The organism is Runella rosea, assembly GCF_003325355.1.
GTDB lineage: Bacteria > Bacteroidota > Bacteroidia > Cytophagales > Spirosomataceae > Runella > Runella rosea.
Genome location: NZ_CP030850.1, coordinates 5398285 through 5416052, shown reverse-complemented (window position 1 = coordinate 5416052; position 17768 = coordinate 5398285). Strand labels below are relative to the sequence as shown.

At 48.3% G+C, this 17768-nt stretch carries 14 protein-coding genes and 1 tRNA gene; 3 read left to right on the top strand and 12 right to left on the bottom strand.

Annotation, left to right across the window (positions count from 1 at the left end; all coding sequences use genetic code 11):
* The first annotated feature begins 46 nt into the window (after positions 1–46).
* Together DR864_RS22415 and DR864_RS22410 are read left to right on the top strand one after the other, a co-directional pair.
* Positions 47–130, top strand: a tRNA-Leu gene (locus tag DR864_RS22415).
* 212 nt (positions 131–342) lie between these two features.
* Entirely contained in the window at positions 343–666 is a 324-nt protein-coding gene (locus DR864_RS22410) for an ISAon1 family transposase N-terminal region protein (RefSeq protein ID WP_229599449.1), read from the top strand.
* Here DR864_RS22410 and DR864_RS22405 read toward each other — a convergent pair whose 3' ends face one another.
* From DR864_RS22405 to DR864_RS30240, 9 genes are read right to left on the bottom strand one after another with little or no spacing between them, the layout of a single operon-like run.
* On the bottom strand, positions 667–1410 hold the full coding sequence (locus DR864_RS22405; protein WP_114069066.1) for an RraA family protein: 744 nt from the start codon (positions 1408–1410) through the stop codon (positions 667–669).
* Between the two features lie 52 nt (positions 1411–1462).
* Complete coding sequence (locus tag DR864_RS22400) at positions 1463–2281, bottom strand: SMP-30/gluconolactonase/LRE family protein (protein WP_114069065.1); 819 nt, start codon at positions 2279–2281, stop codon at positions 1463–1465.
* 2 nt (positions 2282–2283) lie between these two features.
* A complete protein-coding gene (locus DR864_RS22395) occupies positions 2284–3549 on the bottom strand; it encodes an MFS transporter (RefSeq protein ID WP_114069064.1) in 1266 nt (421 codons plus the stop codon).
* Positions 3546–6446, bottom strand: a complete 2901-nt coding sequence (locus DR864_RS22390; protein WP_114070419.1) for a glycoside hydrolase family 2 protein — start codon at positions 6444–6446, stop codon at positions 3546–3548. The genes DR864_RS22395 and DR864_RS22390 overlap by 4 nt, the downstream gene beginning before the upstream one ends.
* Positions 6447–6459: 13 nt before the next feature.
* On the bottom strand, positions 6460–7251 hold the full coding sequence (locus DR864_RS22385; protein WP_114069063.1) for an SDR family NAD(P)-dependent oxidoreductase: 792 nt from the start codon (positions 7249–7251) through the stop codon (positions 6460–6462).
* Between the two features lies 1 nt (position 7252).
* Positions 7253–8680 (bottom strand): cellulase family glycosylhydrolase, encoded by a 1428-nt coding sequence (locus DR864_RS22380; protein ID WP_114069062.1) that lies wholly within the window; start codon positions 8678–8680, stop codon positions 7253–7255.
* An 11-nt stretch (positions 8681–8691) separates the two neighbouring features.
* Positions 8692–9882, bottom strand: coding sequence for an enolase C-terminal domain-like protein (locus DR864_RS22375; protein ID WP_114069061.1), 1191 nt, complete (start codon positions 9880–9882; stop codon positions 8692–8694).
* Positions 9883–9913: 31 nt separating this feature from the next.
* Positions 9914–11242 carry an endo-1,4-beta-xylanase gene (locus DR864_RS22370; RefSeq protein ID WP_114069060.1) on the bottom strand — a complete coding sequence of 443 codons (1329 nt, stop codon included), beginning with the start codon at positions 11240–11242 and terminating at the stop codon, positions 9914–9916.
* 2 nt (positions 11243–11244) lie between these two features.
* Entirely contained in the window at positions 11245–11583 is a 339-nt protein-coding gene (locus tag DR864_RS30240; RefSeq protein WP_229599448.1) for a LamG-like jellyroll fold domain-containing protein, read from the bottom strand.
* A gap of 69 nt (positions 11584–11652) precedes the next feature.
* Here DR864_RS30240 and DR864_RS30235 point away from each other — a divergent pair, with 69 nt between their 5' ends.
* Entirely contained in the window at positions 11653–11808 is a 156-nt protein-coding gene (locus DR864_RS30235) for a hypothetical protein (protein ID WP_229599447.1), read from the top strand.
* A gap of 337 nt (positions 11809–12145) precedes the next feature.
* On the opposite strand, the gene DR864_RS22360 is transcribed toward DR864_RS30235, so the two are convergent.
* The 3 genes from DR864_RS22360 to DR864_RS22350 form a co-directional block, all read right to left on the bottom strand.
* Positions 12146–13597 (bottom strand): RagB/SusD family nutrient uptake outer membrane protein, encoded by a 1452-nt coding sequence (locus tag DR864_RS22360; protein WP_114069059.1) that lies wholly within the window; start codon positions 13595–13597, stop codon positions 12146–12148.
* Between the two features lie 33 nt (positions 13598–13630).
* Positions 13631–16618, bottom strand: coding sequence for a SusC/RagA family TonB-linked outer membrane protein (locus tag DR864_RS22355; protein ID WP_114069058.1), 2988 nt, complete (start codon positions 16616–16618; stop codon positions 13631–13633).
* A gap of 191 nt (positions 16619–16809) precedes the next feature.
* The gene (locus tag DR864_RS22350; RefSeq protein WP_114069057.1) at positions 16810–17547 is read right to left on the bottom strand and encodes an IclR family transcriptional regulator; all 738 of its coding nucleotides are present in this window, start codon (positions 17545–17547) and stop codon (positions 16810–16812) included.
* Positions 17548–17768 lie beyond the last annotated feature (221 nt).

Sequence of the window (17768 nt, the reverse complement as noted above, 5' to 3'; positions counted from 1 at the left end):
TATTAATCTGTAGACGCTACTTTTGCAGTCCCGTTTCCAATCAGATGCCCAGGTGGCGGAATCGGTAGACGCGTTGGTCTCAAACACCAATGGGGTCACACCCGTGCCGGTTCGACTCCGGCCCTGGGTACTCTTAAAGGCTTGTAAGTTACTGTTTAACAGATACTTGCAAGCCTTTTTTGATTGTTCACTGAAACTATACTGAACCAATTTTTAATTATCAATTATTGGATCAATCCGGGATCAAAATGGGTCAAATCCAAAGGTTGTGGAGTGCGTTGGATTTTTCTAGGTTTGTGCGTTTAATCAAAATTATCGGTTTTGGAAAGTTTCCTAGCTTTAGTGAAGCACCTCTTACCTGATTTTATTCTAACCTATTTGGAGTTGATGCGTGTGGAGAAAATGGCTGATGTGGTCCATGTTTATTTGGAAGAGAAAAATTACCGGTCCTCCTCTGGGCATAAAAAGGACTTACTATCGAAAGCTTTTCTGCCTGAGATTGCGATTTGCGGCTTTCCGATTCGGGATAAGAAAGTCTTCTTACACATCAAGCGCCGTCGTTGGCTTAACACAGCACTAAAAAGGGTAAAGTTGAGCAACGAGATTGGCAAGAGAGATATACAGAAAAGCCCACTGGTGATAAGCGGGCCTTTCTGTAAAATGTAGCTAGAAATATCCCCCTTTTTCGGTAATTTCCTGAATACTTTGCCCTTCGTGGACCCAGTCAAAGATCACTTTTTCGTTTTCTTTGATCTCTTCGGCCCGTAGGAGTACTTGGTAGGCAATTTCTCTCGGCACTACCAATACCCCGTCAATATCGCCCAGTACCACATCGCCGGGTTTAATGGTAACATCCCCAATCTGCAAGGTTACCTGATAATGTGTGATTAGGCATCGGCCCAGACTGCCGTTGGAAATACGGTATTTGTAAAAAATAGGAAACCCTTCGGCAATGATCTGGTGAGTATCTCGGATGCCGCCGTCAATGCATGCGGCTTTTACTTTTTTTCCTTTGGCGGTGGCCGTCATTACGCCTCCCCAGAGAGTAGCCTTTTCGTCGCGAGAGGTATCCCAAACGATGAAGGTATCTTCCCGGATTTCGTCTAGCATTTTGACCCTAAACTCCATCTCGCCTTTGATCATAGCGTTGGGAGAGCTTTTGACCGTAAAAGCAAATCCCGCTACAGTGTGGTATTCCCGAAGGGGGATAATGTGATTGGGTAGTGCCTGATTCAGCAAACAAAACTCACGAAGTACGTCGTTGACCGCTCCCGTATAGAGTTGCTCAAACCGCATCAACAGTTCTTTTTCGGCGATGGGGAATTTAACATCAGGTTTGCCTTCCCGGGTTTCAATGAGTTGTTCGAGGTTCATCATTCCCACCTCTTTTTGATATTGATCTACACTCATGTTGTTATTTTTTTATTTGATGAATACTTATTTGTTCGACTGTGCGGCCTTTTCAAAAGGGTTTACAACCTAGGATTTGCCCTTTTTCAGCTTCTGTAATCACTAAATTCCCTTTTCTGAGAGGAGTAAAGGCGCAGTTGGTGGGATTTTGCCCTGGCAAAGGTATCAGCCCGATGACGCTTCCTTCTGGACTTATCACCCTGACGGAGGCGGTACCATAAACGGCTACGTACAGATTTTTGTCTTCCCCGAAGGCCATTCCGTCTGGGCCGCCTGGGCCATCGGGGCCACCGATGACACACCATAATTTTGCTTCCTCCCAACTTCCATCTTTGGCATTCCAACGGCCTTTCCAGAGGCTATGCCTGTATGTTTCGGCAATGATAAGTTCCTTGCCGTCAGCGCTAAACGCCAATCCGTTGGGAAAATACATGCCAGTGGCAATTTTCCTGACCTCACCCGCTGCGGTTAATACGCAAACATAGCCGGTCGGCTCCCTACGGGAATTGCCAGGGCAGGTAAAAACCAGGTTTCCGTACCCATCAAAGGCAAGGTCATTGGGTTTATTTAATGTTTCATTTCTACATTGATGAACTATGGTTTCGGTTTGTTGGGTCTTTAGATCAAATCGACGAACGGCGTTTTGTTCCGAATCACAAAACCAAATATATCCCGCTCCGTCGATGGCAATGCCATTGGGACCGCCACCAACGGGAAAGCGATGAAGTCGGCCGTCTTTGAGTTGAACCAAATTTCCTCCTTTCAATTCTACTGCCCACAAACTTCCATCCGCCGCAAAGGCGGGGCCCTCTGGAAATTGTAACCCTTCGGCCAATAGTTCAATGTCCAACATTTGTTCTTTTGCCTTCATTTTCAGCGGTTTTTATCCTTTTCAAAAAACCGAACTACCGCCAAACCGATGAGTGTAGCCCCCAGCACATACATAAATGACAGATAGGATAACCCCGCCGACAAGCCTAGCGTGGGTTTGAGCACGCCCAAAATATACGGCGACGTAGCGCCTACCAGAAACGCACAGGCCAGCATCAATCCATAGGCCGACGAACGGATGTTGGGCGCTACGACTTCATACAGTGACGCCACGATATTTGAATCATACCAACCCCGAAATATTCCAAAGAAAAACAGCGCTGCATAGGTGACCGTTGGGGAAAGGCTGACGCTCATCAGATAGATGAAAGGTGCGCCCAGCAATAGCCCTAACGCCTGCACAATCAACCGACTCTGCGGTTTTTTGGCGGCGTAACGGTCGGCGATTTTACCGCCCATCAGTACGCCTAAAAATGCACCTGCATGGTGATAAAACAGCGAAGAGAAGCCTGCTTCACTGAGCGATTGACCAAATTTTTCGGCCAAAAATGAAGGCATCCACGTCAGATAGCCCACATTGACAAATACCATACAGGCAAACGCCAACGTCAGCATCCAAACTGTAGGTTTACGAACGATAATGCGGGCAACTTGACCAACGGTAGGCGTAGTGTCCGGTATAAAAGTTTGCACGGAACTGTTCAGCACCGCCGGTACATCTTTTTTTACCCGCAGGAAAAACACGAAGCCAAGCAAAACCCCAAAACTGCCGAAGAGAAAAAAGGCGCGCTGCCATCCGTAATGTTCGCCCACGTAACCCGCAATCAATCCGCTCAAAATAATGCCGAAATACACCGCCGTTTGGTGAATAGACAAGGCCAATGAGCGATTTTTTGGGTGGTGCTCACTCAAAAGCGAGTTGGCCGAAGGCGCATAAAAGGCCTCTCCCCCACCCGTGGCCATACCGCGCAACAGTACGAACTGAATCAGGGTGGTGCAAAAACCCGTACTCAGCGTAGCCAACGACCAGAAGACCAGACTAACGCCCAGAATGTTGCGCCGCGAAAATCGGTCGCCGATAAAACCCGCAATGGGCACCAACAGACCGTACGTCCAGACCAAGGCCGAGGCAATGAGCCCCAATTCAGCATCTGAAAGGCCCAGATCTTTACGAATCAACGGCAGCACCACGCTAAATATCTGACGGTCGGCCTGATTGAGAAAAAAGGCCAGCCACAGCAGTACCAGCAATTCCCATTTGTAGTTTTTGCGGGCGGTAAGCGGCGGTATTTCAATGGGTTTACTCATAATTTCACTTCCATTTTAGCAACGTTCCAAGCCGAGAAAGTCACGATGGCACTGTTTTTTGTCTCGGGTTCGCGCCAGAGAACGTCAAGTGTTATTTCACGGCTTTCGCCCGCTGCCAGCCAATTGTAATTGTCGCTCGCCACGATAGCGCGTTTGGTGCCGCTGATGTCAACTTTGGTCATAAAGGCAGGCAGATTTCCCTGATTAAGCACCCGTACCGTGATACGACTGTGTTGGTCATCTATTTTTTCCTGACGCACAACCGTCAACTGACAACGGGTAGCCGATTTAGCCACGGTAGGTTTCAACCACGGGCCTTTGTCGAGCGTGATCCACTCAATGGGTTTGGTGGTATAGTCGGCATAAAAAGCGGCATCATCCATTTTTGACAACACGCGCGGATAATAGTACGAGCGCGAGATCAACTTGCCAGCAGCATCTTTGAGTTCAGTCAACACCAACAAAAATCGGTCGCGGTAATCGGAAGGAATCTGAAAATTACCCGTTTGCACGGCATTAACCGAAGGCCCGACCGCGATAGCTACGGGTTTTTGTTGGTGCCAAAGCGATTTGAACGAATCATCCATCACCGTTACCGAAACCTGCGCTCCTTTTATTGGTTGCGCTTCGGAGTGGGTGATTTTGACGGGCAGGTTGATTTTTTCCCCTGCTTTCCACAGCATCCTTTCTATATCAACGGCTACATGGGTAGGTTCGTAGGTTCGTTTCAGAAAATAATACGGCGCGCCAGCGTGGCCAAACCAATCCATGAGTTGGATGGCAATGACGGGCCAATGCCGCTTAAATACCCACGGCATCAGGCCCGCCGTGACGGGATAATTGCCCTGTACTTTTTCGGAAAAAATCTGATAAAACTCCCCCGCTCCCACCTGCGACGCTTCCGAAATGGCATCAATGCTCGGGTCGGTTACGTCTGTAATGTGTGAAGCGCGGCTTAGCATACGCGGTACGCGCCCCGGGCCGTATTCGGTAAAATGGTGAATGAATTCGGGGTGGGTTTTATAGAATTCTTTGTCCCACATTTTGCCCAAATCCGTAAATTCTTTGTTGTTGACCGTTTCGTAGAAAACACCCGCTTCGGGAATGGAGTGCATACCCGTTTCGGAAATCCACGGCGCTTTGGCGTAGCTGCGGTTGTACCATATTGGGTCCATGTCGGGGTAGGTATGAATGGCTCCGTGGTCGGGTGTGGTGCGCTTAAAAACGCGGGAGGGATCAAAGATTTTGAGATTACGCTCGATGATTCCGAGGGAGGCGGCATTGCCCGTCGAGTAGGCGTTAAACTCATTGCCCCCGCACCAAATGGCGAGCGACGGATGGTTGCGCAGCCGCACAATGTTCTGCACCACCTGCGCCTCCCATACGTCCTGTGGATAATCGGGCGTGTCTTGGTTTCCGATGGGGAAGTCCTGCCACACCATGATACCCAATTCATTACAAAGGTCGTAGAAATGCTGCGTTTCGAGCAGGCCGCCGCCCCAGATGCGAACGAGCTGAACGCCCATTTTTTTTGCCGCTTCGAGTGTCCAGCGGTAGCGTTCGCGGTTTAGGTCGAGCAAAATATCCTGGGGCGTAAAATTCATTCCTTTCACAAAGAGCTTTTTTCCATTGATGACAAACTGCCAGTTATCCCAGCGATCGCGGGTGCGCTCGCCCGCCGTGGGCAAGTACTCAATTCGGCGTACACCGTACGTAAATTTCAGATTATCAACCGCTTTGTTTTCTTTTAAAAGCGTGATTTTTACTTCGTACAGCTCTGCTTTTCCCAATCCATTAGGGTTCCACAACTTAGGATTAGGCAGCACGATGTCTTTTTCGAGCCAATTGCGACCTTTGGTCAAGTTGACCTTCCATGTTTGTTTGAGCGCGGAAGTTGCGCCCGAAAACATTTCAAATTGTACGGTATAATTTCCTGAAACAGGTTCAAATTTTTGACCGTAATTGTTGGGATGGTCGAGTTGTGCATTGACCCACGGATGGAGTGTAAGATTGGTGGAAGCTTCGTTGGCTAAGAGCTCTAAAGAAAGGTGGAGGGTAGCAGATTGTAAATTATTCTGACCTCTTATCTCTGTTGTAGTCAGATAGGGTCGTTCTAAATGCACTTTTGGAACCACTTCTAGCCGCACGCCTTGCCACATACCCACGCTGAAAAAAGGCTCGCCGCCCGAGCCACCCGAAATCACCCAAGGTTTGATGATTTTACCGCTTGCGCGGGGATTGTAGCCAGTGCGTTTGGAATAATCAAACTCCCCCGATGCCAAGCGCGGTAAGTTCTCATAATACGTGGCTTTGTTGCCCCAATTGCCAGCGCGTACTTCCACCACAATTTCGTTATCTGCTTTCAAAAAACGGCTTATTTCCACGGTTGGACCACCAAACATACCTTCATGAACTCCAACGAGCGAATCGTTTACCCATACTTTTGAGAAATAATCCACGCCCTCAAAGCAGAGAAAAACGTAGTCGTCGGCTCCCTTTTCAGGCATCCTGAACGAGCGGCGATAGTACCAGGCTTTTTCATCAAGCCACGTGTATTGCAGGGAGTTTTTATGATAGTATGGATGTGGCAGTTTGCCCGCTTTAAAGTACGACCAATGCACCGAAGTGGGCACCGAAGTGCTGAAAACATCTTTTAGGGCTTTCAATTCGGCAGTACTTTTTATGGGTTGGTCGGCATGTCCGAGCGTCCACCCCTCACCCGTTAATTCAATATGCTGATTGCCAGACCGTTCCGTGACGCGATAGGGTTGCCATAATGTTTTGTCTTTGACCTGGGCAATGACTGACTTCGACCAGAGGATTAAAACCAACAGCGCGATCTTCCTTACTACAGGTAAGGTTTTGTTTAAATGATTGAAAAATATTTCTTTCTTCATGGTTAACGTTCTTTTATTCTTCGTTTTGATAAGGTGCAGGTTTTCCATAGCCGCGCATCAGCAGCAGGCCACCGTCTAGGGTCAGACTTGCGCCCGTTAGATAGCTACCAGAAGCCAGCATATCTACCACAATGGCCGCTGCTTCCTGCGGCTGACCAAAGCGCCCGAGCGGAATGCCATCGTTGACTTCTTTGAGCAATGCGGGATTTTGCCAAACCGCCGCCGTAATATCGGTCTGAAAAGCGCCGAGCGCGATGGTATTCACCTTGATTCGGTGCGGCGCCAACTCCATCGCTACTCCCTGCATAAGAGTTTCGAGAGCGCCTTTAGTGGCCCCGTAGGTGCTTAACCCCAAGCCGGGCCGCAGGGCGTTGACCGACGTAATGGTGTAAATACTGCCTTCGGTTTGGGTTTCCACCATTTTTCGGGCAATGGTTTGGGTTAGGAAAAATGTACCTTTAAAATTGATATTCGTAAAGGTTTCCACGTCTTCCACGGTCACGTCCAGAAAGTGTTTTTTATACGAAACACCCGCGTTATTTACCAAAAAATCAATTCCCAGCATCGTTTCCCAGGCTTCATTTCCCAGCCGTTGGGCTTGCTCAGGCTCAGACAAATCAGCCTGAAATACCTGCGCAATCCTGCCCAACGCCCGAATTTCTTCGGCCACCTGACCTGCTTCCTCTGCTTTGTCCAGAAAATGAATCCCCACCGCACAGCCTTCCCGCGCCAGTTGCAGGGCAATTGCTTTTCCAATACCGCCAGAGGCACCCGTCACAAGGGCTTTTTTATGTTGTAAACGCATGTTACTTTTCCAATTTTACAATAAGTGAACGCCGAAAATCAGGTAGGTCAATTGTCCCGTTGGCCGAAACTTTACCTTTGGTCCAACGGTTTTTCCACGGGTCATAAAAGGACACTTTACGGGCATTTTTCATGGGATTTTGTAATAATTGCCCTGAAACTGTGCGGGCAGGTTGCCCTTCCGCTAATTCTGTTTTCCAAGTAGCCGCCCCGTCGCGTAGCCAAAGCAGCGTTGTTTTAGCGCCTCTTAATCCGTACATTTTCAGTTGATTGGACAACGTTTCATAAAACGATTCCGATTTTTCGGCAATGGGGTCAAAACCTTTGACGGCTTCCACAAAGCGTCCGAAATGCCACCATAGTTTATTTTTTTCAAGGTAATAATCCCAATGCCATGACTGTCCGGGTGCCGCCGCGCCTGCGAAGAAAGGCGCAAACAAAATATCGTGGATCAGGGTCCCGACGGTGTCTTTTTCGTAGAGTTTTAGCGGTCCGGCATGGTGCGGCTCTACGCCCCCCACTTCCGATAGAATCACGGGTTTTTCCGGGCTGAAACGTTTCAACGTCCGCACTGCATCGCTCCCCAATTCATCCATCGGGGCCTGACAAATGGCCAATGTCGCCCCCGTATCCAAATACCGATGCGCCTGTGCCAGTTGATTTTGAGGCAACTGTGAATAAGTACGGTATAATTCCGACGACGATTCGCTGTCAAAACTCCCCAAGGTCTGCATCACCAACTGACGCGGCAGGCGTTTTTTTACCTCCATCAGCATTTCCTGCGTCCACTTCAACAAAATCTCTTTTTCTTTGACGTTGACCGCATTGACCTCATTCCAAAGTTCCCACCCGAATACAGTCGGGTTATTTCCGTAGCGTTTAGCAAAAAAATCAACCCGCTCCAAGTAGCGTTTTTTGCCCTTTTCGGTCAAAAAGAAGTCTTCCATCGTGGCTATGTCTGCGGCATACACGGGACGGTCAAACGGCACGGACGATGGAAAAGGTGCGGGTGAATTGGTAATCTTTCTAAAATGTTCCAAACAAAATTTGACCCTGATATTGTATTTTTTGGCTAATGCCAGGACTTTATCAATACGCTCCGCCTGTTGCACATCATAACTTCCTGCTTCTTTATTTTCCACTTCAAAAAGCGGTACACTCAGCCAGATACGAGTAAAATTGCCGCCGTTGGCCGCCAATTGCTGAAAGTAATGATTGTAATAACGCAACACTTCGGCCTCTTTGGAAATGAGCCTCGGAAAACAAATATTGGCTCCAATCGGAATAAAGGTACTCCCGTCGCTCAACGCCAGATACCGCTCATCTTTTTGACTCACCTGCACAAAGAGGTTTGACAAAGGCGGTTTTTGCGCAAAACATTCTCCGACAAAAAAATACAAAAGCGTGATAACTAACTTACGTACATACATATAGGCTGTGTTTATATCCCGCCCACCGTCGGGTACCAGTCGGGGTGGTAGGGATCTTGATGAAAACGGGCGTAGTAATCGCCTTTTTCTTCGTAATATTTTTCGTAAAACTTCATCTTGTCTTCATCGAGCGCAACACCCAGCCCTGGCCCGGTTGGCACTTTGATACAGCCGTTTTCGTACTTCATCAATCCGCCTTCGATAATGTCGTCGGTGAGGTAATGGTAGTGGGCGTCGCCCGCGAATGTCATGGTTGGAATAGTAGAAGCCGTGTGAATCATGGCCGCGAGTTCGATGCCGAATTCGGCCCCGCTGTGCATGGCCACGCCCAGGTTAAAGGTATTGCAAACGGCCACCAGATCTTTTACGCCTTTGGGCCCTTCCCAATAGTGAATATCGGTGAGGACAATGTCCACGGCATTGAGTTTGATGGCGGGGGCAAGGTCGTCAAAACGGGCGGGGTACATATTAGTAGCAATCGGAATTCTGATTTGTTTTCGTACTTCGGCGTTGCCGTTGAGCCCCCATGACGGGTCTTCAAAGTATTCAATACCAAGCTCTTCCAGTCGCTTGCCAATTTTCACCGCCGTCGGTACCGACCATACGCCGTTGGGATCGATGCGCAGCCCGAAATCGTCGCCCAACCGCTCGCGGCACAGTTCTAACACCCGCGCCTCTTCGGTCGGAGCCATCACCCCGGCTTTAAGCTTCATCGCATTAACACCCAGTGTTTCGTGCAGTTCTTCGCAATAATCGGCCAAATCTTCGGCCGTTTCATCATGACCGCCGCCCGGACGGTCGTAGCGCCAAAACAGATAAGCAATAAACGGCACTTCGCTGCGCACACTCCCCCCGAGCAAATCGCTCATGGGCCGCCCCAGCACCTTGCCCTGAATGTCGAGGCACGCCATTTCGATGGCCGCGTACAAACGGGCATTGGACATGTAATAAATACTGCGCAGCACTTTCAGCTTGAGCGTTTCGAGGTGAAACGGGTCCAGTCCCAAAATACGCGGCTTGAGTTTTTGGAGTGCCCCGCGCTGATCGCCGCCGCCCACTTCGCCGAGTCCGATGATGCCTTCGTCCGTGACGAGCTCCAGGATGGTCCGCAAAAAATAGCCCGGATGCACGCCAGTATTGTGACGCAACTGCGCATTGAGCGGAATGGCTACGCAACGGGTTTTTAAGTCAATGATTTTCATGTGAATTGTGATACAACTTTTTGATAATTAGTTACAACCCGGTTACTTTAAACTCTTTGGGTTGATTTTTATGAATGGAAAATCGGCGCTCGGTGGTTTTGCCGTTGACCGTAATTTTGGCCACGTATTCCCCATAAAACCCTCGAAATGAATAGCTTTTGCCAGAAATTTCTGTTTTTATATTTGTTTTCCACTCCCGATTTATCAGTCCATCAAGTACATTAAAGGCTGGTTTGGGTTTAAGGGCTTCGTCCAAAAATCCTCCGCGCCACTTGTCTTCTCCCGCTACGGCCGTTCCGTCGGCCACATTCCACCAAATAATGGCCTCCACTGCTGGATGACTGAACCAAAGGCGGTAGAAATTACGGGTCAAACGCGCCTGATTTTCCAATCCTTCGGGGCCCGTAGGCAAGGCAGGAATGGTGATCTCAGAAACGTGTACTGGAAGATTGTAGCGACCATACACGTCCAAATTTCGAAACATATCCGACGGCGCCATGGCCTTACCGGCTACGACATTATAATGCAGCGGCTCACTGAAAAAGTGAAACTGCAGCCCAATGCCGCCAATATTGGCCCCTTGGTATTTCAGATTATCGATCAGCAACTTGAATGGCGTATATTCTCGATGGTAGTTTTGCCACGATTCAGTTGTTACTTCATTGATAAACAGTCGGGTATCGGCTGGATAATGCTTTTGCGCCGTTTTGAAGGCTTTGAGCGGATATTCGGGCGGCATGGGTACGTGAGGATGGTCTTTCAGTACTTCATTGACCACGTCCCAGGTTTTTATTTTTGACCCGTAACGTTTCGCCAGTTCCCTGATTCTGGCATCAATCAAGGGTTGAATTTTGGCAGTATCGGTGGGTATCCAAGTGGGAACAGCGTGGTCAGTATTATCCCATACCAGTGTGTGTCCTTTGGGTGTAATGCCGTTTTTCTCGCAAAAATCCAGCACTAAATCAGGTGGCGGACGACGATAAACCGCAGGACTGTTGACCGCAAAGCGAGGTTTGCCCTGCTCGGGTTCGAGGGTTTTCCAATAAAAAGGAACACAGGCTAGATTAAACAGCGACTTGAACACTTCTTCATAGCGCTGGTTTTCGGCCTCGGTTTTGAAACCTTTCAACATGAAAATATTAGAACCGAACATAAAGTCATGTTTTACCTGTTGAATTTCTACCTCAGCCTTGCCTTTGAGATCGGGAAACAACAAGGTGAAATCACCCTTTCGGTATTGTTCAATGCCGTCGGCAATGCGTTTTTCCACGGTCGGGTCTCTCCAAAGTGAATCATAACGCGCGGTTTGGGCAAAGGTTTGAAATCCGCTCAACATCAACCCGATAAGCAATTTTTTCATAGTTAGTTTTTTGGTATAAATGGTGCTGATAACTCTTTCAATTCGGTGTCGCTCAGGGCACGGTCAAATATGGCCAAGCCGCCGATTTGTCCTTTGAAAAAATTGCCCATCCCCGCTTTAAGCAGCACGGCCCCCACTGTAAAATCAGAGCCGTTGCTACCAATGCCTTCAGGAAAGTAATACGGATTTTTGGAGTGTGTCAGGCCATCGGGATAGCCGTCAAACCCTTTGGTATGCTCAATCTGTTCGGGCGTACGTGCTTCAAAGGCGCCATTGAAATACGAACGAATATGGGTTCCATCGTACGTAAACGCCACGCAGCACCATTCGTTGGCCGGCACCGTCTGCGCACTTGCCGAGTAATCAATGGAATAGGGAAATGGCGGTGTAGGCTTGCCGGTAAGGGAAATATGCCCGCAGACCTGATTGCGGCCGTTATAATGCGGCAGCGATACAAACAGTCCATACTGCCGTTTGCCGCCGTCTTGGTATTCGTTCCAAATCCCCCCACAAATCCCGTTTGTTCACCCGTCCATTTGACCCACGCCATTACGGTGACGCCCTGATTTTTGCCGTAAATATTGAGCTTGCCGAGTTCGGCATTGGGCAGTGAAAGATAAGCTTTGTTGCCAAAAAGCGTCGAGTAGCCCGAAAGCGGCCCTTCGCTGATGCGCGGCAGGGTTCCGTTTTGTTCAATTAACGGAAACTCGGCGACACCGAGTGCCCTTCTCGGCTGTCCTTCCTCCTCTTTGAAATCCCAAAGAGCCACCAGCCCTTTGGTTGTCAGCAGTTGTTGCATGGAGTTCGTTTTGAATTGCCCATACACCGCGCTCCCGTCGGAAAGTAATCCCAAAAAGAGCAAGAGGCATGAGCAATGGAACAGAATGTTTTTTTTCATTTGTATTAATACCCCGGATTTTGATCTTTGCTTGGGTCGAGGGCGGTGTTAAAGTTCAATTCTCCCACGGGAATCGGCCAGAGCAAATGCTTGTCGGCCACGTCTTTCCCAGTAGCGGCTTTGATAATCTGTCTTAATTTAGGCGTACCGAGTCGTTTGAGGTCCAGCCAGCGTTTGCCTTCGTATTGGGTTTCGTAGCCTCTTTCCTGCAACACCAGATCGTTGAACGTAGCGGCGGTATAATCCGCCAATTTGAAATCAACGCTTGAGGGTGTAGTTGCTGGCTTACCGTACGCTCGGCGGTGAACCTGATTAAGAGCTTCCATCGCGGCAGGGGTAGGCGCATTTCCTGCCCGACAGGCCGCTTCGGCATACATTAAAAGCACATCGGAGTAGCGATATATCGGAAAATCATTGCCCGCTCCCGTACCCGATGGCGCAAGCGCATCCGAAAATTTCTTGCACAACATGCTGTTTGCCCCCAATCCAATGTTCCAATTCACCCAGTTATAGCTTTTCCGCAAATCGTTGTTATCCCAGTTTTTATATACGGGGTTGGTTTGAGAGTCGGTGTAATGCGCAAAAAAACCGCCCGCACCGTGCAATCGAGTGCCTGGGTGATGGGCAAACATGGCCAAATACATGCCCTGATTATTTTGTCTTGTCATTTTCAAATAAAAAATCTCTTCAGGAGAAGTGACTACTGTGGCACCAAACACCTTGTCAAAATCGGCGGCTACTGCAACAGGCACCAACGAAAATTGCCCAGATTTGATGATTTCGTCGGCTTTATCCCGGGCTTCAGCGTATTGGTTACGGGTAAAATAAACTTCGGCCAAAGCGGCTTTCGCGGCCCATTTGGTGGCCCTGCCTATTTGCGCGCCTTTATCAGGGAGATTGTTTTCGGCTTCTTTAAGATCAGCAATGATTAAATTGTACACCTCATCGGCGGTACTGCGTTTTACGTTCGGTTCAGTGAGCGTGGCTTCGGTCCTAATCGGTACGCCACCCCAATTTCTGACCAGCCAAAAGTAATTGTAGGCCCGTAAAAATTTAGCTTCAGCCACGTACTTAGCTATATCGGCCTGACTGATACGAGTACCTTTGGGCGCGTTTTGAATGACTAAGTTGGCATTGCGAATACTTAGGTAAAACAACCGCCATCCCTCGTCGGTACGGGGAATATTTGTGCTGTTAAGTCCCTGAAAATCGCTCAGTACCTGATAGCTACCGCGTCCGTAGCTGTAATCGGTATAGGCTTCCACCTGCGCACCGAGCTGACCGCTGATGCCGTTGGTAGCTCGTAATTCCTGATATGCGGCGTTGACGGCGGTTTCTACCTCAGCCGCCGTATTATAAAAGGTTTCAACGGCAACGGCTTTGGGGGCTTCTTTTAAAACATCTTCACAAGAAGTTAAAAAGAAACCCGATGCTATGAAAAAGAGTATTTTTTTCATTTTTCTAAAAGATTAGAGTCTTGAGTTCAATGATTAAAAGCCCACTCGAACACCAAACGTTACTGCTTTGGAAGTGGGGTAACTGTAATGGTCAATGCCCTGCCCGATGGAGTTGGCACCACCCTGTGAGTTAGTTTCGGGATCCCACCACGAGTACTTGGTAAACGTCAGTAGGTTTTGACCGCTGGCGTAAATTTGAGCCGTGCGCATCCAATTTACGTTCCATTTTTGCAGCGGCAGACTGTAGGCCAACTGAATATTGCGCAGGCGCAGGTAAGAGCCGTCTTCGACCAAGCGGTTGGAGTAATTGTAGCTGTTTGACCTCGAAATCACGGGGTATTTAGCGTTGGGATTGGTGGGTGACCAGTGATTATACAGCACTTCGCGGGGCATATTGAGTCCGAATCCGTAATCAAGTGTGTTGTTGATGGAACTGACGTTCAACAAATCGTTGCCCTGCGTTCCTTGCAAAAAAAGGGTCAACTCCAGTCCTTTGAAGCTCATCGTGGAATTGAGGCCGTAAATAAAATCAGGGTTCGGGTTGCCAATAATGGTTTTATCGAGTTGGTTGATCAGCCCGTCGGCGTTCAGGTCTTTGTATTTTTCTTTACCCAAATCGGTATAACCGTCTTTTACATAGCCGTAAAATACGCTCATCGGTTGGCCTTCGCGGAGCAGGTTGGCATTGTCGCTGATGAGGGTTACGCCCACCGAGCCGCCCAAAATATCGGCTCCGTTGTAAAGTTTCACCACCTTATTACGATTAAATGAAATATTGCCCCCAATATCCCATTTAAAATCACTGTCGATTACACGGGCATCCAGTGCAATTTCCACCCCTTTGTTTTGAATTTCTCCAACGTTCTGAATCGTACTGGTGAAACCAAAACCGATGGGCAACTGCACGGTATTAAGCAGGTCGCGGGTATTTTTGACGTAATAATCCAGCGTCAAGCGGTAGCGGTTATTTTTAAACGCCGCGTCAATGCCGAAATCGGCCTGCTCGGTGGTCTCCCATTTCAGGTTTCCGGGCAAGCGGGTACCGGGGGCAAAGGTGTTGTACAATGCATCATCAAAGACCGTTTTACCCGCTCCTAAGTTGTTGAGCGTGGCATAGGCACCGATGGCCTGACTGCCCGTTTGGCCCCAACTGGCGCGAACTTTTAAGTCAGAAATGAAGGAGGAATTTTTAAGAAACTCTTCTTCTGACACGCGCCACGCCAGCGCTGCCGACGGAAAATAGCCCCATTTGTTGCCCTCACTGTAGCGGGAAGAACCGTCGGCGCGGAAACTAACGGTTGCCAGATACTTGCTGTTGTAGCTGTAATTGACCCGGGCTAAATACGAAAGCAAAGTTGCAAATGAATAGCCCGAACTCGGAATGCCCGGCGTATTGGCCGAGCCAAGGTTGGCGGTTTCGGTGACGTTACTCAAAAAACCCACGCCCGAGCCACCCAGCGAGGTGTTCAAAAAGTCTTGATACGTAAAACCCGCCACCGCCGAGAGGCTGTGTTTACCGAAGCTTTTGGTATAGCTGACGGTATTTTCGCTCAATAAACTCCGTCCCTGTGTGGTGGAAACACTCGCCGAACCCTGTGAGTTGATAAAATTAGTGGTGGTATAACTGTCGTTACGGTCGTCGCTGTTTTCGATACCACCCGAAATTTTAATGGCCAATCCTTCAAATGGCTTGAAGGTCAAGGCCACATTTGCCAACACCCTATTGGCGATGATGTCGTCGGTCTGTTCGTTGACATAATTCAGTGGGTTGGTTATAACGTTAGAAATGAACGGATAGGCCGTGGCCAATACCCGATAGCTGCCGTCGTCGTTGTAAGGAGTCAGCGTGGGAGGGGCCGAAATTGCAGCCGAAATCATCGAACCGCCCCGGTTTCCGCCCCCGTTATTTTGTCGACTCGTCTGAATATTGGTTAGCGTGGCCCCGTACGAAAGGTTAAATTTTTTACTGACGTCAGTAGTTACATTTGCCCGGAGCGAATACCGATTGTAATCGCTGCCGATGATGATGCCCTGCTGCCCGAAGATACTTCCACCAATTGAAAAACGCGTTTTTTCGTTGCCGCCGCTCACCGTCAGGTTATGCGTTTGCATGGGTGCTTTGCGGAAGATGAGGTCTTGCCAGTCGTATCCATCGCCGAAACCGTCAATCTGCGCCTGCGTAAAATATGGAGCCACTTTGTCGTTGACGGCCTGCTCATTATAAAACGTGGCGTATTCTTTGGCATTCATCAGTTCCAATTTTTTACGTAGGGTTTGAATGCTGTAGCTGCCTTCGTAATCCACCTGCGTTTTGCCCGCTTTGCCCTGTTTGGTAGTGATCAACACCACGCCGTTGGCACCCCTCGACCCATAAATGGCTGTGGCTGAAGCATCTTTCAGGATTTCAATGGACTCAATGTCAGAGTTGTTGAGAATGGTCGGGTTGCTGCCCGATGTTGGAAACCCATCGACCACATACAGCGGCTCGTTGCTTCCCTGTACTGAGTTTGTTCCCCGAATACGGACACTTACCGCACCACCTGGGGCACCTGTATTTTGTACAACCTGCACGCCTGGGGCGCGGCCTGATAGCGCCTGCAATACATTGGTGGCAGGGAATGCGTTAATTTCCTTAGCCTTTACGGAAGCCAGCGAACCAGTCAGATCGCTCTTTTTTACCGTTCCGTATCCTACAACCACTACTTCGCTGAGCTGGCGATTGTCCAACTCAAGCGAAACATTCAGTACTGTCTGATTCCCTACAGTGACTTCTTTCGGCGTATAGCCCACAAAAGAAAAGACCAACACCGCGTTGGTGGGCACTGTCAATTTAAACGACCCTTCCCCGTCTGTTGTGGTTCCAGCATTGGTCCCTTTTACCAAAATACTTACTCCCGGGAGCGGAGCATTGTCATTGGCCCCCATGACCCGTCCTGATATGGAGCGGTCTTGGGCCATCATCGGAAGCGCCGAAAACAGGAGACAAATGCCTGCAATCCATGCATAAAGTTTGAGTTTCATTGGTTGTTGGTTTGGTATAAATTTTATATTATAAAATTAAATTTTATTTTAATACAATAATCACAACAAATACCAATCAGACCAAATTTTTCAGAGATTTTTTTTCATTATTCTCATAATAGGGCAAAAAGAAACCCCGTCAGATTCCTTAAAATCAGACGGGGCAAAGGGTAGTATTATGAGGTATAGTTTTATTTCAGGCGTTGGGAAATTCGTTTGGCAGTCATTTTTAATTGGTACACTAAGTCCGTTTTATCGGTCAGCATGTAGCGGTATTCGGGCAGGTAAATACTCAGACTCGCTACGGTTTTTGTTCCTTTTTGAATCGGTACTGCAAGCCCGATTACCTGCCGTCCAGCTAGCATTTGCAGGGCGCATTCTTCTTTTTTAAACTGTGCAAGCTGCTTTTTGAGGTTTTCAATTGTATCAACCTCTTTCCAAATTTCAGGATTTGGCAGGCCATATTTTTCGATAAAACGGTCAATATCAGGGTCAGTAAGCATGGCCAGAAGCATTCTTCCCGATGCTGAATCATACACATATTTTTCGGAAGATGTTCTGACCTGTAATTCCTGCTCAGCATGGGTACTATGAATGACTATTCTTTTTTCTCCATTCAAAATAGCCAGCAGACAATTCTCGTTGGTGATTTCGGTAAGCTTTTCCATCTCCGATTTTGCCGCATCTACCAAGTCTTTCCTGTAGGCGTCGTTGTGGGTAAGAGCGTACGATTTAGCCCCCAAAATATATCCCTTTTTGGTCCCGACCTGCTCTAGATAGCTGCGAGCAACGAGGGTTTTCATGATGTTGGCACAAGTTCCATGATTGAGGCCTAATGTATCTGCGATTTCACCTAAAGCGGTGGGTTTTTCGGGATTGGCAGCCACGATTTCAAGAATATCTAAAGCTCTGTTGATTACTTGTATCATTTCGATAATTTATTTTTATAATGTAAAAGTAAATTTATGCCAATTTATTCCAACACGAATGCCTGAATTATTTTAAGAAGACACTATAATACCTTTGTTCCGATTACTTAGCTGGCTTCAGTAGTCATTACAAAGAACTAAGTTTTAGTGAAAAGTTGTAGAATAATATACTGTCTTCTACCCGTGCAGTGCTTCTGAGATGGTAGGAAAACAAATACGCA